Source organism: Methanofastidiosum sp., assembly GCA_035362715.1.
GTDB lineage: Archaea > Methanobacteriota_B > Thermococci > Methanofastidiosales > Methanofastidiosaceae > Methanofastidiosum.
In genome coordinates, this window is record DAOSDU010000008.1 from 1 (window position 1) to 24,936 (window position 24,936).

The following is a 24,936-nucleotide window of genomic DNA, read 5'->3' on the forward strand; positions in this document are numbered from 1 at the left end:
CGTAGAGGCTATAGAAAAAGTCTGCTTTATGAGCGATGCGGAGAAGAAAATCATATCGTCACATGAGCGGCCCATAGTGGTGCTAGAAAAAAAGAGTCTAGAGCCATTTGAAAAAGCTGCACCGGGTTTGCATAACGTTGGCATAATGCTCCCTTACTCGCCCCTTCACTTTTTACTGTTTAATTACACCTCACTTGATTTTTTTGTCATGACCTCTGCCAATATGCCTGGAGACCCCATGATAACTGAGAACAGCTCTGCTTTTGGCTCGCTTGATGTTGATTACTTTCTTTGCCATAACTTAAAGATATATAACAGATGCGATGACTCTGTTATTCGTGATGGTAAGTTTATTAGGAGATCGAGAGGATTTGTGCCACAGGGGATTCAAATACCTCACAGCGAAAAGATATTGGCCTTCGGTGCAGAACTGAACAATGCCTTTACGCTTACAAAGGAAAAGAAGGCATTTATCTCGCAACACATAGGAAATACCACACATTACGATACACTCCTGTTTTTTGAGGATGCGATAGATAAACTCATGACGCTTCTTAACATGAAGATGGAAGAAGTTGAACTTTTGGTATGTGATCTTCACCCGCAGTACGAGACGACCAAACTCGCCGAAAGATACTCTAAGGAAACTGGGATACCGCTCATAAAGATACAGCACCACATCTCGCACGCAAGGGCAGTTTTTACTGAGAATAAATTGGAAGAAGGTGTTGCAATAGTGTGTGACGGAACAGGCTACGGCCTTGATGGAAAATCATGGGGCGGGGAACTATTCTATGTTAGAGAAAATGAAGAGGAAAGGATCGGCCATTTGAAGGAATACCAGCTTTTAGGCGGAGACAGGGCTGCAAAAGAACCAGTGAGGGTGCTTGTATCACTTCTAAAAGACGAAGACCTTTCCGAGTATGCAGCCTCCTATAAATATGGATTACAGGGTATCGACGCATTGAAAAAACTCACAAAAGATGAAAAGATTTTTTCAACTTCTTGTGGTAGGCTACTTGACATGTTTTCAGTTATGCTTTTTTCATGTAACGAGAGGACATACGAAGGTGAGCCTGCAATGAAGTTAGAGTCTCTCGCATGGAAGCGAAAGGACCTCAACATACCAATTGAAATTGAAGGGAACATAATACAGGTAGAAGAGTTTGCAAAAAAAATATTTGATTTAAGGAACAGAGAAAGAAGGGAAGATCTTGCAAAGACAGTCCATGTCTCTCTTGCCAATGCCTTTTCTGATATCGCAATTGAAGAGGCCAAAAAGGACCACCTTCCCGTGGCATTTTCTGGAGGAGTCGCCTATAACAAGATATTCTCAGATGCGATAAAAAAGAGGGTTGAATCAAGCGGCCTAAAGTATGTAGAACATAAACTCATCCCGTGTGGTGATGGCGGCGTTTCCTTCGGACAGTCTCTTTTCGCATACAAAAACATATAAGATTTTAATCCTATTATCTTTTTATGGAGATAGAGTTCATCGAGATTGAAAAACTTAATACGCATGAGCGTATAGTTCCTAGCGTTCTAAACAGATTACTGATTAAGATGGAGAGAGAAAAAAAGTTCTCTGTCGCCATCATTGTAGATGCAAATACGATGACAATCCTCGATGGCCACCACAGATTCGAAGCCGCAAAAAGACTTGGGTGTAAAAAAGTACCGTGCCTCCTTGTGGACTATAACGACCCGGAGATTAAGCTAGGCCAGTGGTTTCCTGTAATATACGGAGATGTCGGGAAGATAGTAGAGATTTTAGAGAAAAACGGTATGGCCGTTAGATATGAAAAAACTCTAAAGAAGGCTTACTGGCTACTCTACTCTGAAAAAGCTGGCGCAATTCTTGTTCCAAAAAGGGTAACTAAGGATGAAGTTGTGAAGACTGCAAGGAGAGGAGATCTTTTCCCTCCCAAGACTACAAGGCATATGCTCCCAAAATTAAACAAGTTTATCGATGTGCCTCTAGATGAACTTGTATGATTATCTTGCCGCTGAAACTATCTTTATTATGTCTCCGTTTTGAAGCTCGTAGTCGTCTTTTATCCTTCTTTTTGTTCTTGCATTTACAGCATAAAGGAAGTTCTTCCCTATGTCTGTATGAACCCTAAAGGCGAGGTCTCTTGGCGTTGAGCCCTTGTCCATAAGGAAAGCGTCTGGCAAAACATTGCCTTTCCCATCCTTCATATGGGTCTCATCTTCCACGGGATAGACCACTATTTTATCCAATATGTTGAAGACCACCTGATTTATGGTCTTCTGGACGCCTGTACCATCATTTTTTTCCATGAAGCTTTTGATTCTGTTTAGGGCAGTTATCTGCTTGTCATTTAGATTCCCAGTTATTTCAAAAGAAGACTCAGAAGGCACATATTTGACTAATCCAGCACTCGATGCTTTTCTTAAGACAAGCTCCGCCTCGGCACTTATTGTAAAGACCTCCCCAAACTTTTCCTTCAAGGCTTTGATGTTCTCAGGTGGCGCTATATCTGTCTTGTTTAAAACTATCGTAATTGGCTTTGATATCTTTCTTAGAGATTTTGCAAAGATCAATAGCTCTTCATCCTTCCAGTGTATGCATTTTTCTGGATCAAGGCCTGTTTCTCTCATTGACATAATAACATTGCCCTCAGTTATACCTATCCCGGTAAACTGCTCAGCCACTATCTTACAGAAATCATGATGCCCCGAGCATACCTTTCTTGCAAATCTAAACCAGTTTTCATTTAGAATCCCAAAAAACCATAAGTTTATCTCTTCTTCCAAGAATTCTATATCTTCTATTGGATTGTGTGTCCCTATAGGGACTGGATTTCCTTCGATGTCTGTTGAGCCCGAAGCATCAACTATATGAATCAAGGTTTCAGCCCTTGAAAGATCATTTAAGAATTTGTTCCCAAGCCCCCTTCCAGTGTGCGCACCTTTTACAAGACCTGCAACATCAATTATTTTTAAGGGCACAAGCCTTGTTCCATCAATACACTTTGAATTTTGAGGTGAGCACTTAATATCAAGCTCCTTACATGGGCATTTATAGGTAACATAAGTCGCCCCTATGTTTGAGTCAATTGTTGTGAAAGGATAATTTGCAATTTCTGCCCCCCCGAGTGTGACTGCATTAAAAAAAGTTGATTTTCCTACATTTGGTTTTCCAATAACTCCTACATCCATTAAATTCCCTCCTCCGACAAATAAAGACGTGGAAAATTCATAGTGGATACGGCGTTTGCGCCGTAGAAATCCCTTATATACAAAATAGACTTTAAGTGCAGATCCTTTTTAACATCGCAACATGCGTTTGTCAGCATGATGCACTTGTAATCTCTATAATAAGCGTCTGCTACTGTATGCCTTACAGAAAGTGATGTTTGAAGACCCGAGAACACTAAATTCTTTATGCCTTTCTTCTCTAAGATCTCATCAAGCTCTGTTCTGAAAAAACCACTATACTTCCTTTTCTTTATGATAAAATCCCCTTCTTTTGGGATAAGATCCTCTATGATTCTCTCTCCGCGATCATTTTTAGTTTCAATGTCGCATATGTAGATCACGGGGAATCCATTTTCTCTAAAAAGAGAGGAGACCTCCCTAATTGGCCCTATTATCTCTGTGGGATTTTCACATTTTTTTTTATTCCCATAGACGAACTCATTAATCATATTAATGATGAGAAGGGCATATTTTTCCATGTTAGTTACTCTATAAAGGGCCTATATAAAATTTGGCTTTATAAAAAAATAAGATAAAAAATAAAATTATTTTATTTGACTACTTCCTTGTCAGAGACCTCAAGGGCTTTGTCAACCACATCAAGCGCTTCGTTTATCTGCTTCTCATTGATTGAAAGTGGAGGTGCAAATAGTAGTGTTGAAACCATCTGTAAGAAGAATACCCCGTTCTTCATGCACTCCCCGGCAACTTTGGCAGGTATTGAAGCATGACCTCTCATGAACTTTTCTTCCCTTGTTCCTGCCTGCTCCTTTGTCTTTGTGTTTTTGATTAATTCAATTCCCCAGAATAGTCCCTTACCTCTGATGTCACCTACTGACTTGTGGTCTGCTTTTATCTCGTTCAATCTCTTTTCCATTACTTTTTCCATCTTTGCGGCATTTTCAACTAACTTGTTTTTCTTCATGTAGTTTATTGTTGCAACTCCGGCGGCGCATGCGAGTGGGTGGCCTGCATATGTGTGGCCCTCGACAAACCAGTGGTCTTCAAAGTAATCAGAAATCTTCTTTGAGTATGTTGTACCCCCTAGTGGAACGTAAGTTGCAGATAAGTTCTTGGCGGATGTGATTATATCGGGCTGGAACTTGTAGTGCTCTACTGCAAACCATTTTCCTGTCCTACCAAATCCGGTCATGACTTCATCAGCAATCAATACGACATTGTATTCATCACAAATCTCCCTCAGCATGGGGAAGTACTCTTTAACAGGTGGGATAATACCGTTTGAACCTACAATAGGCTCTGCTATTATAGCGGCAACTGTTTCCTTTGCCTCATATCTTATCATATCGCCAATATATCTGGCACACATTATATCGCAACTTGGGTATTCCATCTTGAATGGGCATCTGTAACAGTAGCAGTCAGGCCCGTGCAATACACCTGGGTAACCTGGCTCGTTTGGATATCTCCTTGGGTCTCCTGTAAGCATCATGGCTATGCCTGTTGCCCCATGGTAGGACTGGTAACGTGATATTACCTTATATTTCCCAGTGGACCATTTTGCAGCTTTGACTGCAGCTTCATTTGCTTCGGTACCACTTGAAGAAAAGAATGTTTTCTTAAAGTTTGAACCTGCTATGTCAGCTACCATCTTTCCAAGTTTTGCTCTTGCATCACTCCCAAGTCCAGGACCGATATAAGCATACTTGTTAAGCTGCTCTATAATCCCATCATTTATTTCTTTCACATTGTGACCGCAGCTTGTGCTCAAAAGCTGGGAAGAGAAGTCTGAATATTTCTTGCCTGATTTATCCCAGAAGTAGATTCCATCAGCCTTCTCTATCATGTTAACTTTGACATCAGCTTGGCATGACCAAGATCTCATGACATATTCTTTTTCCATCTGCGCTAAATCTTCCATAAAAGGCCTCCTATTTTTTAATAGGTACAGTTACTTTATTTGTTTAGAGATTTATATAACTTTCGATTATAACTTGGAATATGCAGAGAATAGTTTAATAACATTTAATTATTTAGTCTAATATCCAATGAAAAATCGGTATTTTAAAAATAAAATAAAAATTAATTATTTTATAAGGGATAGAATCTGTCCCTCTTTATGAATTTGCCCCATCCTTTTTCGCCTGCAAGTTTTCCATCTTCTACGACCAGTTTTCCTCTTGAGAGTACGGTCACAGGGTAGCCCTTTACCACCATACCCTCCCAAGGAGTGTAGTCTGTATTCTGGTGGAGATTCTTCACAGAGAGTGTGACTTCTTTTTCCGGGTCAAAGACAACTATATCTGCATCTGAACCGACTGCTATTGTTCCCTTTTGAGGGAATAATCCAAACATTTTTGCAGGATTTGTTGAGTTGAGCTCGACAAATTTATTTAGTGTAATCCAGTCTTCAAGAACTCCGGCAGTGTACATTACTGCCATTCTTGTTTCAACTCCTGGCGCACCGTTTGGTATCTTTGCAAAGTTATCCTTTCCTGCCTCCTTCTGGCCTTTGAAGAAGAACGGGCAGTGGTCTGTTGATATCACTTGAAGGTCCCCCCTCTCAATTGCAAACCACAGTGCGTCCTGGTCAAACTCTGATCTCAAAGGTGGCGACATTACATACTTCGCGCCGTTAAAGTCAGGTTCAGTATATCTTTCTTCATCAAGAGTTAGGTACTGTGGGCATGTCTCTCCATAAATTGGAAGTCCTCTTTCCCTCCCTTCATGAATTGCTTCTACTGCTTCTAGACATGAGTTGTGTACTATGTAAAGAGGCGCCTCTGCCAAATCGGCAAGTGCAATTGCTCTCTGGCAAGCTTCGCCTTCAAGAATAGATGGTCTTGAGACTGCATGATACATTGGCTCTGTCTTTTTTTCAGCCAATAATCTCTTTGTATAGAGGTCAATTATATGGCCATTTTCGGCGTGAAGCATTACAAGTCCACCAAACTCGCCTGCTTTTTCAAGAGCCTTGTAGAATCCATCATCATCTACCATGAGCGCCCCTTTGTAAGCAAAGAATAGTTTGAAACTTGGTATGCCCTCTTCTAATATCATTGTTTCCATTTCTTTCAGCGTGTCGTCATTTATATCGGTCATGGCCATATGAAATCCATAATCGATGTAAGCGTTGCCTGTTGCTCTTTTATTCCATTCGTCTAGAGCTGCTTTTAGGGTTCCCCCTTTTGATTGGATAATAAAGTCAACAACACAGGTTGTTCCACCAAAGGCCGCTGCCCTTGTTCCTGTTTCCCATGTGTCAGAAGAATATGTGCCCATAAATGGCATTTCAATATGTGTATGCACATCTATAAACCCTGGAAATATCATCATCCCGTTTGCATCAATTTCCTTGGAGCCTGAAAGCCCCTTGCCAATGGCGACAATCTTTTCGCCTTCAATGCCTATATCTGCTTCATACATATCTGTTGCAGTAACTATCGTTCCATTCTTAATAACGAGGTCCATAACTATACCCCCCCTATACTTCTACGCCTTTATAACTTATAAAACTTATGATTTCAAATATATAATAAAAATATCCTATTTATTTATCAAAATAATATTTTCTTCAGTAAGAAAATTAAAATGATTTCCATTTTTGAGCGAATTTCCTTTTCCTTTGATTATTTCCAATATCTCTTTCATAGTTTCATCAATAGTTTCATTCAACACTTCATAGATATCTTCATCGCTAAAGAGCTCCTTTACAGCATAAATTTCATAATCAAGAATCTCTGAAAGCAGATTGTCTTTTATTTTCTCTTCAGAGTATCTCCTCTGCCGGAGTCTTTCCAGAAGTATAGGCGGATTGCACCTTAAAATTAACGCTTTGTCAGCTTTGAAAGGTATGTGGGAATCAATAACTATATTTTCCAATTCCTTTAGTTTTTTTTCTACTTCTTTTTCATCGATTACTATTTCATCATCTTCAATTGGGAAGTCAAAGTTATCTTTTGCAAACTCGCCGACATTAATATAATTTAAATTTAGCATTTCGGCGAGCTTTTTTGATATTAGAGTCTTGCCGGTACCCGGTACTCCGGTGATTAAAAGCTTCATAATTATAAATATGAACGAAAATCTTAAATACGTTGTTAATATTTGCGTGATATACATGGGCCCGTGGCTTAGATTGGTTATAGCGTCCGGCTGATAACCGGGAGGTCCTGAGTTCAAATCTCAGCGGGCCCACCTTATTTATTCTTTATCTGTGTTTTCCTACCCCTATTTTTGGGCAGTATTCTTCTATTGGACAGATACTGCACTTTGGGCTGATAGGCGCGCAGACATTTTGGCCGTATGTTACAAGGATATCATTATACTCAATCCAGTGCTCTTGTGGAAGCTTTTCTCTCAAAGCAAACTCAGTTTGGATTGGATTTTTTGTCTTGACGTACCCCCACCTGTTTGATATCCTGTGGACATGGGTATCGACACAAACTCCAAGTTTTGCATATCCAAGAGTAACGACAATGTTTGCAGTTTTTCTGCCTACGCCTTTAAGTTTCAAAAGTTCATCAATTGTATCTGGAACTTTCCCACCATATTCATCCAATATCTTTTGTGACATCTCGATAATCCTTTTTGCCTTGGTCTTATAGAATCCAACTGGATATATTATCTTCTGGATCTCCGCTTCGTCCAAATTAATCATTTTTTTAGGGGTATCGGCATGCTTGAAGAGTTTAATTGAAGCCTTTTTTGTCACTTCATCCTTAGTTCTAAGACTCAATACGCATGAGATTAGCACCTTGTAAGGATCCCTGTCGGCTGCAACTTCAGAAACAATCGGTACATTGAACTTCTTAATCTCCTCTCTTAAGGCCACTAAAATATCTGAGATGTTGTTATTATCGATAATACTTACTCCCCCTTGAATCTTTTAGGAAATCCTGAATTATTTTATTGTGATCAAAGGCTAGATCAGTTGGTATTTGATCTATATCAAATAAGAATATCTCCTTGGCGTCATCGCCGGCTTTTGGCGTTCCGTTTCCTTTGCCAAGGAAAACGATACTTACCGTATGCCCGCGTGGGTCTCTATCAGGCTTTGAATAAATTCCTAAAAGAGATAAATTTGTGATGTCAAGGCCTGTCTCTTCTTTTGCTTCCCTTATTGCGGCATTTTCAACAGTCTCCCCATATTCAACAAAACCCCCAGGGAGTGCAAAACAGTCTTTGAAAGGTTCTCTCCCTCTTTTTATCAAGGCTAATTTATTATCTAAAAGAATTATTGTGTCGACTGCCAGTGAAGGGGACCTTCTCATATCCTAACTCCAATAAGGCGCTTAAAGAAAATTGTCACATAACCAAGTTTTGGTATCTTCATGACACTTTTTCCCAGAATAGCATAATCTGGTACACCTGGAAGTTTTTTACCATTTTCAAAGTAAGAGTCCTCAAAAGGATTGTTGTCACCCTTAGTTACAAAATACAGAATCCCATCCTCCTCTATTATGTTTATCGCTCTGTGCACAATAGGAATATCCTGGTACGGTCTCTTATATACAACAATGTCGCCGACCTGTAGATTGCTTGGTTCAGTTCCTTTTATCACAATAATGTCTCCTCTGTAATAGACGGGCTCCATACTTCCAGAAATTACAACGGCCACGGGATTTTCAACTTTTAAAGCGTAGGATAATGTCAAGCTAATGACTAGGTAAAGCACAACAGCAATAACTATACCTTCTAGTATCTCCTTGCCTTCTTTCTTGTAATCCACTGCTTCACATCCAGAAAAACATGTATATTATAGTATAAGATATAAGAAACCTTTTAAAAGTTTATTGATAGGTTCAATTGGTGATTTTATGGATGAAATTAATGATGATTATTCTATTGAAACTGCCCACCCTGATGAGATAATGGGCAGGATGATTTTTGAGATATCTTACCAAGAAGTCTTTTTGGATCTCCTTTTAAAAAAGCTTGAAGAAAAGGGGATATTAAAAGCTGAAGAATTTAAAAACGAAGTTCAAAAAGAAATTGAGCAGAATTATGGATTCTATCTAGATAAATATTACGCCAGCAGATAGTTATCTCACCAAGTCATAGATAACTGATGCCCATAAAACTGCGCACTTTTCTAAATTTTCTATTTTTACATATTCATCTGATATATGCCAAGTTTTATCAGAATCAGGTGAATGGGCAATTGCAGGTATTCCGTTTAAGTTCAGTATCTTTGCAACTGTTATACCGGCAGATGTTTCAAATTCCATTGGCATGCCAATCTCCTTTGCAGTGTTCTTAAAAGCATCTATTAATTTGCTATTATTTTCTATTATGTGAGGGTAGTGCCTTGTTGTAACTTCACCTAATCGTATGTCTACCTCTTTATCTTCCTTTTTTAAAACATCTATTTCGTCAGACATTCTTTTTAGTATCATGCCCTCAGTTATTCCGACGGGGTATCTTATATCAAGTGTAACTTTGCATCTTGAAGCCACTATATTCGGTGCATTTCCTCCAGATATCATACCCACGTTAATTGTTGGTGGGGTGAACCTAGGGTCGTATTTAAGATTGAAAACAAATTTTTCAAAGTTAGAGATTAATTTGGATACTTTGATTATGGCATTTATTCCTAATTCTGGTGTTGAACCATGGGATTGCTTCCCAAAACTTTCAAGGTCAAACCACGCTGCACCTTTTTCTCCAATAATTGCTTTGTCTATTGAACCGCTATCAGGAACAATTGCATAGTCAGGCTTAAACCCCTTCTCTACAATATATTCAACTCCATAATCGGATCCCATCTCTTCATCAGAAACTGCACAGAAATAAATCGTTCCTTTGAACTTTAATCCACTTTTGAGCAATGCTTTTATCCCAGCCCACGATGCTGCGAGGCATCCTTTGTTATCAAGAGCCCCCCTGCCGTAAATCTTTCCTTCATTTTCATATGGCTGAAATGGGTGATGCGTCCATCCCTCTCCTGGTGGCACAACGTCCATGTGGGAGATTATTGCAACAGATGGCTCTCCACTCCCTATTCTCCCAATGTAATTTGGCCTTTTTTCGTCCTTTGAAATAATCTGAACTTCAGCACCTATCTCTTTCATAGATTTCATGATTATATCATGTAAAAGATATTCATCCCCGGGAGGATTAACTGTTTCAGTTTCAATAAGGCTAAATAAAAAATCTAGCATTTCCTGTTTGTTAAGGTTTGAAGTGATCTTTGCAGCAATCTCATTTATCTCCATTACAACTCCTCCGCATATTTTAAGGCCAAATAAAAGTATTTTTTTGTAAGTTCTTTGGCAGTACTATCTAGAGATGCTTGATAACCGTTTATCTTTGCCCTGACACAAGCCCTATACCCTTTGTAAAATGAAAGGAGCTTTTGGATTTCCTTATCATTACTTTCTAAGATGTATTTATCTGAAAAGATTTTTGAAAGATCATCCCTTCCAAGAAACTCTAGATCCATACACAAGAAAGCTATTTCTGCGGCTACATCAGTTGTATTAATCGCTGGGTTAAATTCTATGGCATCAAAAATATAGGTGTCCTTCGGTGTCACAAATATGTTTCCAGAATGAAGGTCACCATGTGTTTCTAGAACCCTCCCCTTCTTGACTCTTTTTTCAAAAAGAGCACTGTTTTTGTTTATGAACTCAAGATTTTTCCCAATAAGGGCATTGAATTCGTTACTTGAAAAAAGGTCACCGATGAAACATTCGAGATCCTTAAAATTATCCATGACATTTTTTTTAACATTCGCCAAGGAGCCATATTTTCCATTATAATCGACTCTAGCCATTTTATGGAATAAGAGTATCTTCAACGCTATTTCTTCAAGGATCTCTTTCTTAATCTTGTTTTTTTCGATTAGAGTCCTCATTATGTATTTTTCAGGTATCCTTTTCATTACTATAGTATAATCAAGAGGCAATCCAGTGTCTGAAAGTATCAGGCCGTTGCCCTCTTTTATCATTGGCGAAACCTCAAGGTACATATCAGGACATAATAGCTTGTTTATTCTAAACTCCTCTTTGCAGTAGAACTCTCTCTTCTCTAGAGTTGAATAATCAAGAAATGAAAACATTGCATCTTTTTTTATCTTATATGCAAAGTTTTTAGTAAGAAAGATATAAGAGATATGGGTCTCCTTTACCTCTTCTATCTTTTCATTGAATGTTTTATCGTCAATCATTAATTTTAGATGCTCATTCATTGAAAATAATGGTATATGTATATTTAAAAGGTTTTATGGCATAGGATAACGGTAGAAATTGAAAGAAGCCTATTTAAGCTTCATTTTTGGATTATTCGGGATTATTCATGTATGTTATTATCAAGAAATAAGTGTTTCACCCGAAACTTTAAAATAGATAGTAAAGGCATGATTAGTGTGGTTTCATGTGCGGAATCGTTGGAATTATTACCGATGGCGAAATATCGATAAAAAATGACCTCTTGAAGTCTTTAAAGAGACTTGAGTATAGGGGTTATGACTCAGTGGGATACGCCGATGTCCAAGGCAATGTAGAAAAGGATATAGGCGAGATATCACAATTCTTGGAAACTATCAAGGATTCAAACACGTCATGCGCAATCTCCCACACACGATGGGCGACACATGGTGGAGTTACAAAAATTAATTCTCACCCACACTGGGACTGCAAAAAAAATATATTTACCGTTCATAATGGTATTATTGAGAATTATCAAGAACTACAGAAGGAGCTAATTGCAAAAGGTCATGTCTTTATCACAGAGACTGATTCTGAAATTATTTCACATTTCCTGGAAGAAGAGCTAAAATCAAAGGATATGATTGAAGCGATAAAGAGTTTCATTAAAAGAATTGAAGGCACATATGCCATACTCGTCATTGAAAAAGATAAAAACAGGATTTATGCTATAAAGAAGGATTCACCACTTGTTTTAGGTCTTGCTAAAGACAAATTTTATCTAGCATCTGATATATATGCATTCTCTGATACCACAAACAAGGCAATATTTTTTGAGGATAAGGAATTTGCCGTAATTGATCCAAATAAATACACTTTTTATGATAGCGATGGTAAAGAAATCAAAAAAGGGATTTACGAGTTCACCTGGGCAATATCCCAAGAGGAGTCTGTTCAAAGCTACCCACATTACATGATAAAGGAAATCCATGAACAGCCAATATCATCTCAAAGACTTATCAGCTCTCTTGACGGCGAGCAACATGACAAGATCACTAAGATAGCCAATCTTGTCAAAAACTCAAAAAGAGTAGTTTTTACAGCTGCTGGAAGCTCTTATTACGCTTCCCTTTTGGGCATATACTTCCTTAACAGAGCCGGAATAAATGCTCACACGTTAATTGCAAGTGAGTTCCAAAATTTTATGCTTGTGGACAAAGATACCCTCTTTATAGCGATATCCCAAAGTGGCGAAACTATGGATGTTGTGGCAGCAACAAAGTGGGCAAGAGAAAGAGGGGCTAAAATAGTATCCCTTGTAAATGTTCCACACTCAACTCTACAGAGAATGTCTGATACCTCTCTTGAAATACATGCTGGGCCAGAGATATGCGTGGCCGCTACAAAGACATTTACAAATCAGGTTATTGCGCTCTTATATCTATCATCTCTATTAGGATTTTCTGTTAACATGAAAACAATACCTGGAAAAATTGACTATGTAATAAAGGAAAACGAAGAAAGTATTAAGCGCATGGCCGATGAACTTTATGAGAAAAAAGACATTTACATAATCGGAAGAGGCCTCTCCTACCCACCTTCAAGAGAAATGGCGTTGAAGCTAAAGGAGATATCCTACATACATGCTGAAGGTATGATGGGGGGAGAACTAAAGCACGGCACCATTGCTCTGATAGAACCAGGTACCCCAGTTATAGCATTGATTCCGGGTAAAGATTTTGATATGTACTCAAACGCCAAGGAAGTTGAGGCGCGAGGGGCAAGGGTAATAACAATTGCCAACATGATGGACTCAGACTTTAAGATGAATATCACCATAAATGACGGCAAGTTTGCCATTTTATCTGTTGTGATAGGCCAGCTGCTCACATACTACATTGCAAGGAAAAAAGGTCTTCCGATCGATAAACCAAGAAATCTTGCGAAGTCTGTGACTGTAAAGTGATCAAAGCCCCTGCCATATTTTATCCCCGATGTAGTGAAGAGTTTTGATTACTTTTCCTTCTTTCATTGAAGATATCTCTTCAGAAGAATACATTGCAATGCCAACGGCAATCGGCTTTCCATGCTTTTCATCTATGATTATCACAGGTCCGTCTTTCTCGATATGGCCTCCTACTTCTTTAATCCCTGGCCTCATGACATCAGCACCTTTTGAGATGAATGGGACAGCCCCCATATCTATTACTATTTTTCTTGGTATCTCTTCTTTTTTCAGAGAAACTAGGAGTTTCAGAGAGGGTATGAAATTATCCTTCAATTTCAGGAAAGAGGGGGCATCATTTACATAAATTATATCGATGTTTTCGTCTAGATTTGATATCTTAAAAGAAGACTTACTATCGATGCTCTGCAAAATAGTTTCCCCAAAAAGATTTCGAATAGAGTTTAAAACGTCTTTTATTTCTCCTTTTTTTAGGTCATGGACGGGTTTTTTCTTCATATAAGTATTATATGCCTTTATTATGTATTTAAGTTTATAGGGATGTTAATTTGGAGATATTTCGCCGTTAACTTTAAATACTATTTTATTCTGATTCCATAATAGGTGATATATTGGCTCAAAGACCACTCGACATCATACACAGAGCTTTGGATTCCAACGTCCTAGTAGAGCTTAAAGGCGGTAGAGAGTTCAGAGGAACTCTTAAAGGTTATGACATTCATATGAATCTTGTAATGGAGGCTGCCGAAGAGCTTCAGAACGGAGAATCGGTAAGAAAGCTAGGACATGTAGTTGTAAGGGGAGACAACGTTGTTTTGATTTCACCAAGTTTGGAGGATTAATATGAGTAAAGGAACACCTTCCTACGGTAAGAGGAACAATAAAACACATGTAAGATGCAGAAGGTGTGGAAATCATTCGTATCATGCTTCTCATGGTATCTGTGCATCATGTGGCTTTGGTAAATCTGCAAAGATGAGAAGCTACAATTGGTGTAAAAGGAAATGATTGACACAAGAATTATAGTCGAAGGAGTTTCTGATGTTGAAACCTTGTCAAAGGCTATACAAGATTTAGCCTTAGGTTCTGAATTTGGAGTTACAATTTCTTCTATAATTCCTACAACCAACATTGATATTGCTAAAAGGTCAATTGTTGGTGCAGATATTGTTTTAATTGCAACGGATGCAGATAGATCAGGTAGGGAACTCGCCGATAGACTTTTTGAAGAACTTAAAGAGAAAGAAATTATAATTGAAAGAGTGAAGTTCCCAAAAGGACGTGACCTCGAACACGCCGATCTTTTTTTAGTATCAAAGGAAATTAAAAACAGCCTTGTCAGAATTGGCTTAAAATCGCTTAAATCTATTGATACACTGCTGGAAAAGGAAAAATCAGTGCGCTCTCTTGAGAAGGATATTTTTTCATTGAAAATTGAAAATGATGATTTAAAAAAGAAGACAAAAAATTTTGAGCAGACCTTAAATGGCATCGAAAATGAGAAAGAACTCATAAACAAGCTTGAAGAGGATATCGATAGGCTGAATGTTGAAAAGAATGAAATAGAACTTGAAAGCTCTGAAATAAAGAAGGAACTAAAATCAAAGGAGGATAGGATTTCAGAGTTAGAGATAAGGTACAAAGACCTTGAAGCAAAGATTCTTAATATTTTTGACCTTGAAAGCTACTGGTCAAAAGTTTCTAACGATGAATCCCCAACTGCTGCCGAAATAAGAAAGGCAATAGAAATTTTGGATCTTGATCGTGTTGTCGCCTCTGATGACTTCATCGTTTCTCCTTCTGAAGAAAATGTTTACAAGGTATTGAAGCTCATAAAGATGGGGCGAGAGCTTAACAAGAACTAATACTAATATTATTTTTAGTAATTATACTCCATTAATTTTATAAATTAAAATATAATGATTAACTTTAGGGCTGGTAGCGCAGTGGAAGCGCACTCCCTTGGCATGGGAGAGGCCGTGGGTTCAAATCCCACCCAGTCCACTTTACTTATTCTTTTTTAATTCCTCTAACTCTTTGCTCATTGATTCAATTTTTCTAATATTTTTTTGTATCCTGATTCGCATCCTTTTCAACAAAGTATGCGGATATGGCTACTGTGAGCATAGACATGAAACCTATCCCCAAAAATATCAATATAATACCGATTGCCCGGCCACCTGTTGTAAGGGGTGCTATATCCCAATAGCCAACTGTTGAAACAGTTTCAATGGCCCACCATATCCCATCAAATAATGACTTGCCCTTTTCAAATATAGAAAAGATAAGCCCGCAGAAGAAAATAAGGATCACTCTAAAGTAGATAGAATTTCTTGAATTCTTTTGTTCCTCTGCCTAAAACTACGGATACCATCAGCACTCTAAGAACTCTTATAATTCTCAGTCTTCAAATACTTTATTTTTGTGTTTGAGTATTTGCAATTATTGCCATTTCCAATTAAATTTTAATATTATAAAAACACATTAATTATATGAATCAATCAAGGAATATATTATCAAAAATATTCTACGGAGGAGAAGATCCTAGCGATTATGGAGTGGGGTATCTCCACTGGATAGAGAGAAGGCCAACATTAAGATATATTAGATGCAGCGATATCTCAAATTTTGATAGTAGTGGGATACATTTTGAAACTACTACTATTCCATTCCACAGGATAAAACTGATTTTCAACAAAAATGGAGAAATTATTTTTAAGAAGGATGTGGAAGGGCTTCTTATTTCAATGCCTAGAAATCTTTTTATTTAGGTTTAGTCCCACCATACACTGCGAAATTATAATACTTCCATACAATATCGATCTCTCTAAATCCAATATTCTCTAGCCACGACATCTGATCTAAAAGTATTTCAGGCCAGTCTTCTTCGTGATGTTTTGTCATCCAAGTATTCTCTATTTCATCCCCTGGGATACTTTTGGCCATGAACTCTTTCCATTTAGAGATATATAACTCCTGAAGAGCCTCATTTGAACCCAGAATAATATCTGCATTATAAAATACCCCTTTGGGCTCAAGGGCTTCAAATATTTTCTTATAGAATTTTATTTTATCTTTTTTTGTTTCTAAGTGATGAAGCGCAAGTGAGGATACAATAGCATTATACTTTTTATCAAAATCAAATTTTGTTATGTCCTTTAGATAAAAGTTGACATTGTTGTATTGTTGCATTCTGATTTTGGCCTTGGCTATCATGTTCTCAGCAAAGTCAAGGCAGGTGAGATTGGAATTGGGAAATCTCTCTTTTATGTTCATTGAAACGTATCCAGTTCCACACCCCAAATCGATTGTATTGATTGAATCGGAATTCTTAAACGGGATAGCTGAAACTAGTGCATCAATCATTTGGGTATAATGCGGAACTAATTTTAGAATAATATTATCAAATTCAGAAGCTTCATCTTCGAAGTGTTTTTTTACTCCTTTCATGAATAAGACTAAAACTTCTATATTAATTAACTTAACGATTTAAAAAGAATAAAAGAAAAAATTAATTTATTAGTTTCCCTTGTGATAACTCCTTGAGTTATTCCTTCTATTTGATTGTCTTCTATTGCCCTGGGAATGTCTTCTTGGCTCTTGAGAATATCTTTCATTGTCTACTGTAATGGCCATGATTTTCTTTAAGTATGGTCTTTCTACACTTTCAATTGTAAATGATGGGTAGGTGTCAAGTATTTTTGTAAAATTTGCATAATCCCTGTCTGTCAATAGATTGATTACCTTTCCGGATTCTCCAGCCCTTGCAGTCCTTCCGATTCTGTGGACATAGTCGTTGGAATCATTTGATATGTCATAGTTATAGATGTGGGAGACGTTGTTGATGTCAAGACCTCTTGCAGCAACATCTGTACATACTAATACACCTGCTTTAGAGTCGTTGAATTGTTTGATGCTTTTTGTACGCTTGTTTTGCGTCAATCCACCGTGGATTGCGATAGCCTTTATGTTATTTGCCCTTAGATTTTTTACAACATAATCTGTAGTGTTTCTGGTGTTACAGAAGATCATTGCAAGCTCTGAATTTTCAGTTTCTAATAGGTGTACAAGAAGTGACAATTTCATGTTTCTTGGTATGTCGTAATAGACCTGTTTAAGTTTTTCTGGGTCTACCATTTTTTCTGCAGTTACGCTAGTTGGTTTAATCATGTACTTATTGGCCAATCTTTTGATATCTCTTGAAATAGTTGCAGAGAAAAATAAAGTTTGCCTGTCTGTTGGACATTCCGATATAATTCTCTCAACATCATCTAAAAATCCCATGTCAAGCATCCTGTCTGCTTCGTCCAAAACAAGGATGTTGATTTTAGAAATATTTATTGTTCCTCTTTGGAGGTGGTCCATTAATCTGCCTGGAGTAGCTACCACTACCTCAGCTTTTGGGATATCCCTAATCTGTTGATTAATTGGAACTCCTCCGTAAACTGAAATAATCCTCAAATTTTTCTGACTTGAAATTTCCTTCAAGGAATCCTTTACCTGTTCTGCAAGTTCTCTAGTTGGGGTAAGGACTAACGCCTGTAACCCTTCTTTTGGATTTACCTGCTCAACTATACCGCATCCAAAGGCCAGTGTTTTACCTGAGCCTGTTGATGATTCTCCAATTATGTCTTTCCCAGCCATTATATCCGGTATAGACATTTTCTGTATCTCTGTAGGAGTGTTAAATCCTAATTTTTTTATGGCTATGAGTAGCTGATTACTTAAGCCTAAGTTTTCAAAATTCATTTATTTACCTCTTATAAATTCAGCATTGCCCTAGAAAAAGCGAAATGTTCAAAATTGAGCAAGTGCCCTCTCAAAATTAGTAATGCTCTTGTACCTAAGGGGCTAAAATCCCTTTATAAGTGTTTCTGATATCAAAAATAAGAATTTAAAAAAAATAAATAATTTAAGGAACTATAAGATCAATCTGGATTGTGTCAAATACACCGTTTTCAGAGTAGGCGACCATTGCAACTTTGTATGTGCCTGATGGAACATCGGGTCCAACTGTGAAAGTTGCTTGATAGGTACCTAGATTGTGGGCCTTGATCTTCTGAGTATCAGGTGATATTGATACAGACACCCCTTGTGGCAATCCCATGACTTTTACCTTGACATCGTTCTGTGTGAAGAATCCTCTGTTTTCCACTTGGATGAAGGTCTGTTGAACTCCAGGAATTACATTGAAGTTTGTGAGAATTTTTCCGTCTCTTATTATTGTTGCGCCGCCTGTAACAGAGAACTGCTCAATATCAACTTTTGGGTAGAGTGCAACAGTACTCTTACATGGACACTCTGAATAAAGTTTCCAAGAAAATTGAATTGGACAAACAGTGCCCTCAGTAGTTTTATTTTCAACTCTAACATAACTAACATAACTCAATAAAACTCCTGGGAATTTTAGATCTTCAGTAACTGATCCACAAAATTCTGGTCCTGAAAATTCCATTACATATTCATCATTTTCATCTAAGTCTAAATCAAAGTTCTCAGGTAAATTTTTAAATCCGATACCTATTTCCCAATTAGGGTAGCAATTCTGACATTCTGTTTTTCCTTCAATCACTAATTTATACCAACAGTCGTTTGAACCTATTGGAGGATAATATATTTTAGGGGCGCCCCCAGGTTGAAGAATTGCACTGTCAGATTGTAGTAGTCTTAATTGATAGCATCCATCTGATTGAATAGTAATTTCTGGATTCTCAAAATGAGTTTGCCCAAAAAGAGTTGGCAACGTGCCAATAGCTAATAATAACACAATAATTAAAGAAATATATCTCTTATTCATAGGTACACCTTTACTTATAAAATAATTATTCAATATTTAAATATTTCCCTTATTGCCGAATTAAACTATCGTCAATATTTTCAAAAATCTTCTTGGTCGATTTCATCCATAACATACTCTTCTTTCCCATCAAGAACTATCTCAAGCTCTTTTGGAGTCAATAGAGGCTTTTTGTATCTCTTTGCATCATCAATTCCTATCCTTGGGCATGCACAAACAACAAAGCTATCGTAATCAAATCCATAGAGTTTATCAGGAGTAACTTCATCCATCAAAATAATATCTGCAATCAATCCAGAATCTTCTATCTTTCTTTTTAGTATTTTTGCTAGTGCAATTCTCTTTTGACCCTTTTTCGCTGAAACTATCAGTCCAAATTTCTTTGAATCCTTGGCCCTAAAGATTGAACCAAATCTTTCTTTTAGGATCTTATCTCTGTATTCATCTAAAGAATAAATTCCATCGCTATCAAAAGCAAATACTTTTTTCTCAGAAGATATTGCAACGCCTAATGGGTGAAATCTCCCCTCACCTACGAATATAAAAAAGTCAACTTTATCTGAAATGGCAGAAGCAGATGAAAAGTCACACCCCAAAACCTGTCCTGTATATGCAACTCGCTTATCTCCTTTTCCAATGAATACTTCAAATCCTTCACTTTCTAGATATTGTTTTACTTTAGGAAGTTCCTTCACATAGTTTACAGTTGATACAAGCCCCGCCCTTTTTCCTTCTTTTTTAAGTAAATCGATATTATTTTCTAAGAGTCCCATATATGGAAAAACAAAGTCAACTTCTACAAATAACATGGGTATATTGCTTTCAACTGGTAGAGGCGCATGCCCGAAATTAATTAAACAGTCACATACCTCATCAAAGTCAAGATCAGGCACATCACAAGCGCCATAATTAAAATTCCCCGAAACGATTACATCATATCCTTGTTTTTTAAGTTCACTAGAGATATAATCTGCATAAACTTTTAATCCTTCAGGCAATACCAGCCCGACTCTTTTTACATCCAATTCTTTTAATCTCTTAAAAAGAGGCCCTAAATCAAACTGATACTTCAATTCTCTTCCACTCCTTGTCTACTGACGGAATAATTATCTCTCCTTTCTCAATTGCTTTGTTGAAGGAAGAATAGGATAGGTTTGTACCATTCTCCACTCCATCAATGATAAACTTGCCGATATCACACCCCCCAAGAGATATAACATATTGGATAAATGCACCCTTCAGATCTTCAATTCTAACATCTTTTATATTTGTAGTGATGTATTTCATCTTTTCCTTTAATTCTGAAAAATCGAATATATGGTCTTCAAAAGGAGTATGGGGCTTTGGAACAAAAGGATTAAACGATGATTTTGTTCTTATTATCTTTCTTGATTGTTTTATGAAATTTATTATTTCATCCAGATCTTTTTGTTCTTCCCCCGGGAGCCCAAAGATAAAGTATAGTTTTACAGATTTAGAGTATTTTTTTATTAGATTGATTTTATCAAAGAACTCTTCATCCTTGTAACATTTTCCTATTTGAAATCTGATTGATTCAGAAGATTCAGGTGCTAAAGTTATAGTATCTTGGCCCAATAGTGGGATTGTGCTCTCATTTATGTCCCTAAGCTTTAATGAAGGTAGAGAAACTTGAAATCCAAGTCTACTTATACTTTTGATAATTTCATCAAGAGAGGAAGGCATATCTGATCCTATCAATGCAACCTTTTCAAACTTAGTTCTCTTTTGCCCCTCTTTCACTATTTCAATTAGCTTTTCTTCGCTTCTCTCTCGATAAGGCCCGAGAGCGTTGCCAGTAAGGCAGAATGAGCATCTGCTTCTGCATCCCCTAGATACCTCTAAAAGAAATGTTTTATTAAACGATTCTTCAAAATCTCCCCATTGGATAGGTTCGTAAAGTGGATGATATTCCAGCTTTTCTATCCTTCTTTTAATCTTATTTTCCTTATGAATCTCAGGTATATAGAGCCCTTCAATCTTACCAAACTCATCTATTTGTTTTTTAGGATCGTCCAACCCTGAATAAATATCTAGAAATTCAAAGAGTGATTTTTCTGCATCACCAATAAATGCAATGTCAAAAACATCCTTCAATACAAAAGGGTTCACATTGAGAGGGCCACCTGTGATGACTAGGTGCTCTTTTCTATTTTCTCTCAATAAAGGAATATTGTTCTTTTTTAAAATTTTAAGGAGATTAATTACTCCATATTCATAATTTAGTGAAAACAATAAAGCTTTGAAATTCTTTAGCATGTCTTGAGTTTCAATAGATCTTTCAAAGTCAGAGAAAAATCTTTCTATTGAAAATCCATCCTTCTCATTAACAATGTTATAAACATAATGAAGCCCAAGGTTTGAGTTTCCGGCACGATATACGTCAGGATAGATTAAAGCAAATCTATTGACTGATTTTTTTTTAATAGTACCATATTCAGTGAATCTCATTGTTCCTTCCACCCGTTCTCTCCAACTAGAGGCACGAATATACACCCACCGTATTTATTAGTACCAAATGTGCCGTCTCTATTCTTTTTTAATACTAAAAGCTCTTGGTAGTATCTCTCTTTACCAACGGGTGCTATTATCATACCCCCCTCTTTTAGTTGGTCCTTCCAGCTTTTTGGAATTTCAGGTGCTGCTGCAGTAGCAATTATCCTATCGTATGGTGCGTCTTCTTGAAAACCTTTTGTACCGTCCCCAAGAACTATCTTGACATTGTATCCCGCTCTTTTTAGATTCTCCATGCCAAATTGATAAACTTCTGGAATTCTTTCTATTGTGACAACGTTCTCTTCGCCACATATCTCGGCAATTAAAGCAGCGTTATACCCTGAGCCAGCCCCTATCTCCAAAGTTTTTATCCCATTTTTAAGATCGGATACTTCAAGCATCAATGCTATCATTGAAGGTGCAGAAATAGTCTGCCCCCAGCCAATTGGGAGAGGGGCGTCCTTGTATGCTTCGTCTTTTAGATTTTCAGGAACAAAATTACTTCTATCGACTTTTAAAAATGCATTTTTAACAGAATCAGATTTAATATATCTAATTTTTTCAAGATAAGAAACCAGTTTATTCCTTGACTCATCACTTATCGACATCAAGACTCCTTCCACTTTTAGAGGATTGCGAGCAGTATAATCTTCTTATCTCGGATGCTGATGCAGACGGTTCAAATCCATGCGTCGCCAATATTTTATCTATAATCATATCCTGTTCATCAATTGTAATATTGTCCCCTTTAGAAAATACTTCATCTTTATCTGCAAAAGCCCTAAGTGAAAGGTGGCCATATTGAATTCTTAAAGTAATTTTAAGCACAACAGGTATATCCTCTGGTATGAGATATAGTGTGTTGATATCTTTAGCTAACGCAGAATCTGCTTTTCTTTTGGCGTCTATATGGTTGACGTAGTATTTTTTCCCGTTGACTTCTATCAATTCTCCAACTTCAAATAGTTTATTTTCAGCAACATCGATTAATATTTTTTTGGATTGCTCAAAATAGGAAACTACAGCGGGAACTTTAATTAAGATTTCTTTGTCCATAACAGTCTGGAATACTTCGCCACAAAGATTGCACTTTCTCAACTCTTGTCTTCCTCTTTTTTTAAGGACTTCGTACTCTGTATGCTTACACACAATTTTAGTAAATATTTTGTCTTTAAAATAGTTATCGGAAAGATAAAGAGTTGATTAATAATAATTTTTATTTTAAAGGAATAAGGCTATTTTTACCATAAATTATAAAAACTGAAGCGAAGAGATAAAAATAATCGGAGATATCTAATGATAAAAAGACTGATTGGTTTATCGATAATGGGCCTAGGACTTGTTCTAGGTGGTTATTTTTCCATATATTTCAGTTTAATCGATAATCCAACAATGCTTTTAGTATTATCAGCAGTTATTGCGACTCTTTTTACCCTTGGATTATTCGTATTATTTTTGGATAATCGGGAGAGAAAAATAAAAAAACAGAAGACCATAATCCTTGAGATGATAAAAAAGGCCAGAGTTACACAGGAAAGGCAGACCTATTCTGGAGCATTTGACGATCTCAAGCGTAGAAAAATGTATTAATGGATTTTAAAATCAAAAACAACGTGCCATACGCCAGGTGAATATTTTTTAATTTTCCTGTAATAAAGCGGCTCTAAAGTTCTTCCTTTATTAGACAAAATTATTTCAAGATTTTTCTTGAAAGTGGGCTCAGATTTTTCAGGCATAGTATTATGGTAGTGGATTGTTCCACCGTCTTTTATCATATCCAATGCTTTTAATAAAAACTTTTCATCGTCTGAGAAGTATCCCATAATTATCCTGTCTGCTTTGAAGTTTGGATTAAAATCAAGGCAGTCGGTATTTATGGGTGTGACCCTATCAACTACTTTGTTAAGGTAAATATTTTCTAAGAGAAGATTATAGCTATCGGGATTTTTCTCTAAAGCCCATACCTTAGATTTTCCATATTTTGATAACGGTAATGTAAAATACCCAATGCCGGAAAACATATCAATTATAATTTCATCAGGCAAAGAAATTTGGCCCATCCTTATCCTCTCAGCTATGTTGCCGGAAGAAAACATCACTTTGGACAGATCAATTTTGTAGAGTATCCCATTTTCTTTGTGGATTGTGACAAATCCTCCCCCAATAATCTTTTTGTAATAAGGAACTCTAAACTCTCCTGAAACAGAACCCTTTTCTAAAACAGCCTGACATCCAAAGCTATCATAAAAACTCTTTCCGATAAAATCCTTTAGTTCTTGATACTCTTTAGGGATTGTAAGTATTATAATGTCCCCAATTTGCTCGTAACTCTTCATTATTTTTCTGATATCTCCATCAGATACCTTATTCTTTAGCTGTTCTCTAAGTGTTCTTATTTTTTTATCTTCCACATCAAGTATTAATCCAAAATACATAAAAGGTTTTCAATTAAAGATATTTATGGAAAGTTGCGTTCTTACAGGAAATGAAATTAGAGAACTTATATCAAAGAATAATCTAGTACAGAATTATATAGATCTGGATACCCAGATTACTCCAAATGGATTTGATATGACAGTTAGAGAGGTACACAGTATTGTATCTGGAGGTGCTGTAGATTTCAGTAACGAAAAAAGAAAGCTTTCTGAAACGAAAAAGATAGATTTTGTTGAAGAATTTGTTTTTCTTGAAAAAGGCGCTTACAAGATCATTTACAATGAAATTGTAAATATCCCGCCAAATATAGTTGCTTTGGGAAGACCTCGCTCAACTCTACTGAGATGCGGTGCAAACGTTGGAACAGCTGTTTGGGATAGGGGTTACAGTGGAAGGAGTGAGTCCTTACTTTCAGTAGATAATGTGAAGGGTATAAAGATTTTCAAGGATGCGAGGGTTCTACAACTAGTGTTTATGCGAACATTGACAGATGAATCAGTTTACAAGGGGATATTTCTAAAAGAAAATATATAATCAAGTTAAAATATGATCTCCAATTGCAAGAATATTGTTCCTCCTGACTATTATTAAACCCATTTCTTTAACATTTTCTCCGCGGAGGATCTTGACATTTTCCATAACTAGATTGAGTTCTAAGTCATACCCTGCTAATGTTCCGTCTATTTTTCTGCCGTCTTTCAGAACTAGACTGACTATTTCACCGATATTGTTGTGAACAATGTCAAAAGGTTTTTCAGCTCCTGCACTCTGGTATTCTTCATCTTGTTCATAGTCTTCTCTGTCGTCCATAGAAATAATTCAATTAAGTCCTTTAAAAGAATTTCCATCTATCTTTCTGAATAAATATCAACAAGATTATCCATAGTGGG

Annotated in this window: 31 protein-coding genes and 2 tRNA genes; 12 read left to right on the forward strand and 21 right to left on the reverse strand. The window is 36.8% G+C overall.

From position 1 onward, the window contains the following. Both PLI06_06205 and PLI06_06210 read left to right on the forward strand, forming a co-directional pair. Positions 1 to 1,456: Sua5/YciO/YrdC/YwlC family protein (locus tag PLI06_06205; protein HOI77186.1), on the forward strand; the 1,456-nt coding region annotated here is incomplete at its 5' end. 23 nt (positions 1,457 to 1,479) lie between these two features. Next, entirely contained in the window at positions 1,480 to 1,995 is a 516-nt protein-coding gene (locus PLI06_06210) for a ParB N-terminal domain-containing protein (GenBank protein ID HOI77187.1), read from the forward strand. Here PLI06_06210 and PLI06_06215 read toward each other — a convergent pair whose 3' ends face one another. From PLI06_06215 to PLI06_06235, 5 genes are all read right to left on the reverse strand, one after another. After that, positions 1,996 to 3,183, reverse strand: a complete 1,188-nt coding sequence (locus PLI06_06215) for a redox-regulated ATPase YchF (protein HOI77188.1) — start codon at positions 3,181 to 3,183, stop codon at positions 1,996 to 1,998. Further along, positions 3,183 to 3,701 (reverse strand): isochorismatase family cysteine hydrolase, encoded by a 519-nt coding sequence (locus PLI06_06220; protein HOI77189.1) that lies wholly within the window; start codon positions 3,699 to 3,701, stop codon positions 3,183 to 3,185. The genes PLI06_06215 and PLI06_06220 overlap by 1 nt, the downstream gene beginning before the upstream one ends. A gap of 71 nt (positions 3,702 to 3,772) precedes the next feature. After that, positions 3,773 to 5,104, reverse strand: coding sequence for an aminotransferase class III-fold pyridoxal phosphate-dependent enzyme (locus PLI06_06225; protein HOI77190.1), 1,332 nt, complete (start codon positions 5,102 to 5,104; stop codon positions 3,773 to 3,775). A gap of 170 nt (positions 5,105 to 5,274) precedes the next feature. Further along, entirely contained in the window at positions 5,275 to 6,654 is a 1,380-nt protein-coding gene (gene hydA, locus PLI06_06230; GenBank protein ID HOI77191.1) for a dihydropyrimidinase, read from the reverse strand. Between the two features lie 75 nt (positions 6,655 to 6,729). Continuing rightward, positions 6,730 to 7,248, reverse strand: coding sequence for an AAA family ATPase (locus PLI06_06235; protein HOI77192.1), 519 nt, complete (start codon positions 7,246 to 7,248; stop codon positions 6,730 to 6,732). Positions 7,249 to 7,305: 57 nt separating this feature from the next. Between PLI06_06235 and PLI06_06240 the strand changes: the two genes are divergently transcribed. Next, a tRNA-Ile gene (locus PLI06_06240) sits at positions 7,306 to 7,380 on the forward strand. Between the two features lie 13 nt (positions 7,381 to 7,393). On the opposite strand, the gene nth is transcribed toward PLI06_06240, so the two are convergent. The 3 genes from nth to PLI06_06255 are packed head-to-tail and all read right to left on the reverse strand — an operon-like array spanning position 7,394 to position 8,914. Further along, complete coding sequence (nth, locus tag PLI06_06245) at positions 7,394 to 8,047, reverse strand: endonuclease III (protein HOI77193.1); 654 nt, start codon at positions 8,045 to 8,047, stop codon at positions 7,394 to 7,396. Further along, complete coding sequence (locus tag PLI06_06250) at positions 8,040 to 8,456, reverse strand: NUDIX hydrolase (GenBank protein ID HOI77194.1); 417 nt, start codon at positions 8,454 to 8,456, stop codon at positions 8,040 to 8,042. The genes nth and PLI06_06250 overlap by 8 nt, the downstream gene beginning before the upstream one ends. Next, positions 8,453 to 8,914, reverse strand: coding sequence for a signal peptidase I (locus tag PLI06_06255; GenBank protein ID HOI77195.1), 462 nt, complete (start codon positions 8,912 to 8,914; stop codon positions 8,453 to 8,455). The genes PLI06_06250 and PLI06_06255 overlap by 4 nt, the downstream gene beginning before the upstream one ends. A gap of 88 nt (positions 8,915 to 9,002) precedes the next feature. On the opposite strand from PLI06_06255, the gene PLI06_06260 reads away from it, so the two are divergent. Beyond that, complete coding sequence (locus PLI06_06260; GenBank protein ID HOI77196.1) at positions 9,003 to 9,227, forward strand: hypothetical protein; 225 nt, start codon at positions 9,003 to 9,005, stop codon at positions 9,225 to 9,227. On the opposite strand, the gene PLI06_06265 is transcribed toward PLI06_06260, so the two are convergent. Further along, positions 9,228 to 10,400, reverse strand: a complete 1,173-nt coding sequence (locus PLI06_06265; GenBank protein HOI77197.1) for a M20 family metallopeptidase — start codon at positions 10,398 to 10,400, stop codon at positions 9,228 to 9,230. Further along, positions 10,400 to 11,374, reverse strand: a complete 975-nt coding sequence (locus tag PLI06_06270) for a hypothetical protein (GenBank protein ID HOI77198.1) — start codon at positions 11,372 to 11,374, stop codon at positions 10,400 to 10,402. Before PLI06_06270 ends, PLI06_06265 begins: the two co-directional genes overlap by 1 nt. Positions 11,375 to 11,559: 185 nt before the next feature. Between PLI06_06270 and glmS the strand changes: the two genes are divergently transcribed. Beyond that, a complete protein-coding gene (glmS, locus tag PLI06_06275) occupies positions 11,560 to 13,299 on the forward strand; it encodes a glutamine--fructose-6-phosphate transaminase (isomerizing) (GenBank protein ID HOI77199.1) in 1,740 nt (579 codons plus the stop codon). Here the strand turns inward: glmS and PLI06_06280 are convergent, their stop codons facing one another. Continuing rightward, entirely contained in the window at positions 13,300 to 13,797 is a 498-nt protein-coding gene (locus PLI06_06280) for a DUF1947 domain-containing protein (protein ID HOI77200.1), read from the reverse strand. 113 nt (positions 13,798 to 13,910) lie between these two features. On the opposite strand from PLI06_06280, the gene PLI06_06285 reads away from it, so the two are divergent. From PLI06_06285 to PLI06_06300, 4 genes are all read left to right on the forward strand, one after another. After that, entirely contained in the window at positions 13,911 to 14,141 is a 231-nt protein-coding gene (locus PLI06_06285) for an LSm family protein (protein ID HOI77201.1), read from the forward strand. A gap of 1 nt (position 14,142) precedes the next feature. Further along, positions 14,143 to 14,307: a 50S ribosomal protein L37e gene (locus PLI06_06290; GenBank protein ID HOI77202.1), complete on the forward strand. Its 165-nt coding sequence runs from the start codon at positions 14,143 to 14,145 to the stop codon at positions 14,305 to 14,307. After that, positions 14,304 to 15,164, forward strand: a complete 861-nt coding sequence (locus tag PLI06_06295; GenBank protein ID HOI77203.1) for a toprim domain-containing protein — start codon at positions 14,304 to 14,306, stop codon at positions 15,162 to 15,164. Before PLI06_06290 ends, PLI06_06295 begins: the two co-directional genes overlap by 4 nt. 67 nt (positions 15,165 to 15,231) lie before the next feature. After that, positions 15,232 to 15,303: transfer RNA gene (locus PLI06_06300), tRNA-Ala, on the forward strand. A 54-nt stretch (positions 15,304 to 15,357) separates the two neighbouring features. Here the strand turns inward: PLI06_06300 and PLI06_06305 are convergent. Further along, positions 15,358 to 15,612 (reverse strand): potassium channel family protein, encoded by a 255-nt coding sequence (locus PLI06_06305; protein ID HOI77204.1) that lies wholly within the window; start codon positions 15,610 to 15,612, stop codon positions 15,358 to 15,360. A gap of 179 nt (positions 15,613 to 15,791) precedes the next feature. On the opposite strand from PLI06_06305, the gene PLI06_06310 reads away from it, so the two are divergent. Continuing rightward, positions 15,792 to 16,070 (forward strand): RNA repair domain-containing protein, encoded by a 279-nt coding sequence (locus PLI06_06310; protein HOI77205.1) that lies wholly within the window; start codon positions 15,792 to 15,794, stop codon positions 16,068 to 16,070. Here PLI06_06310 and PLI06_06315 read toward each other — a convergent pair. The 7 genes from PLI06_06315 to PLI06_06345 all read right to left on the reverse strand — a co-directional run bounded on the left by PLI06_06315 (position 16,063) and on the right by PLI06_06345 (position 22,759). Next, positions 16,063 to 16,749, reverse strand: coding sequence for a class I SAM-dependent methyltransferase (locus tag PLI06_06315; protein HOI77206.1), 687 nt, complete (start codon positions 16,747 to 16,749; stop codon positions 16,063 to 16,065). The genes PLI06_06310 and PLI06_06315 overlap by 8 nt on opposite strands. Positions 16,750 to 16,818: 69 nt before the next feature. After that, positions 16,819 to 18,048, reverse strand: coding sequence for a DEAD/DEAH box helicase (locus PLI06_06320; GenBank protein HOI77207.1), 1,230 nt, complete (start codon positions 18,046 to 18,048; stop codon positions 16,819 to 16,821). Positions 18,049 to 18,211: 163 nt separating this feature from the next. After that, positions 18,212 to 19,096, reverse strand: coding sequence for a hypothetical protein (locus PLI06_06325; GenBank protein ID HOI77208.1), 885 nt, complete (start codon positions 19,094 to 19,096; stop codon positions 18,212 to 18,214). Positions 19,097 to 19,176: 80 nt separating this feature from the next. After that, positions 19,177 to 20,169, reverse strand: a complete 993-nt coding sequence (dph2, locus tag PLI06_06330) for a diphthamide biosynthesis enzyme Dph2 (GenBank protein HOI77209.1) — start codon at positions 20,167 to 20,169, stop codon at positions 19,177 to 19,179. Next, positions 20,153 to 21,577, reverse strand: coding sequence for a radical SAM protein (locus PLI06_06335; GenBank protein ID HOI77210.1), 1,425 nt, complete (start codon positions 21,575 to 21,577; stop codon positions 20,153 to 20,155). Before PLI06_06335 ends, dph2 begins: the two co-directional genes overlap by 17 nt. Then, entirely contained in the window at positions 21,562 to 22,218 is a 657-nt protein-coding gene (locus PLI06_06340) for a protein-L-isoaspartate(D-aspartate) O-methyltransferase (protein ID HOI77211.1), read from the reverse strand. The genes PLI06_06335 and PLI06_06340 overlap by 16 nt, the downstream gene beginning before the upstream one ends. Continuing rightward, complete coding sequence (locus PLI06_06345; protein HOI77212.1) at positions 22,205 to 22,759, reverse strand: HVO_0476 family zinc finger protein; 555 nt, start codon at positions 22,757 to 22,759, stop codon at positions 22,205 to 22,207. The genes PLI06_06340 and PLI06_06345 overlap by 14 nt, the downstream gene beginning before the upstream one ends. A 147-nt stretch (positions 22,760 to 22,906) precedes the next feature. Between PLI06_06345 and PLI06_06350 the strand changes: the two genes are divergently transcribed. Then, positions 22,907 to 23,200: a hypothetical protein gene (locus tag PLI06_06350; GenBank protein ID HOI77213.1), complete on the forward strand. Its 294-nt coding sequence runs from the start codon at positions 22,907 to 22,909 to the stop codon at positions 23,198 to 23,200. Here the strand turns inward: PLI06_06350 and PLI06_06355 are convergent. Further along, on the reverse strand, positions 23,197 to 24,021 hold the full coding sequence (locus tag PLI06_06355) for a class I SAM-dependent methyltransferase family protein (GenBank protein ID HOI77214.1): 825 nt from the start codon (positions 24,019 to 24,021) through the stop codon (positions 23,197 to 23,199). The genes PLI06_06350 and PLI06_06355 overlap by 4 nt on opposite strands. Before the next feature lie 49 nt (positions 24,022 to 24,070). Between PLI06_06355 and PLI06_06360 the strand changes: the two genes are divergently transcribed. Continuing rightward, positions 24,071 to 24,580, forward strand: a complete 510-nt coding sequence (locus tag PLI06_06360; protein HOI77215.1) for a deoxyuridine 5'-triphosphate nucleotidohydrolase — start codon at positions 24,071 to 24,073, stop codon at positions 24,578 to 24,580. Here PLI06_06360 and PLI06_06365 read toward each other — a convergent pair whose 3' ends face one another. Beyond that, positions 24,581 to 24,856 carry a hypothetical protein gene (locus PLI06_06365; GenBank protein ID HOI77216.1) on the reverse strand — a complete coding sequence of 92 codons (276 nt, stop codon included), beginning with the start codon at positions 24,854 to 24,856 and terminating at the stop codon, positions 24,581 to 24,583. Positions 24,857 to 24,936: the final 80 nt, after the last annotated feature.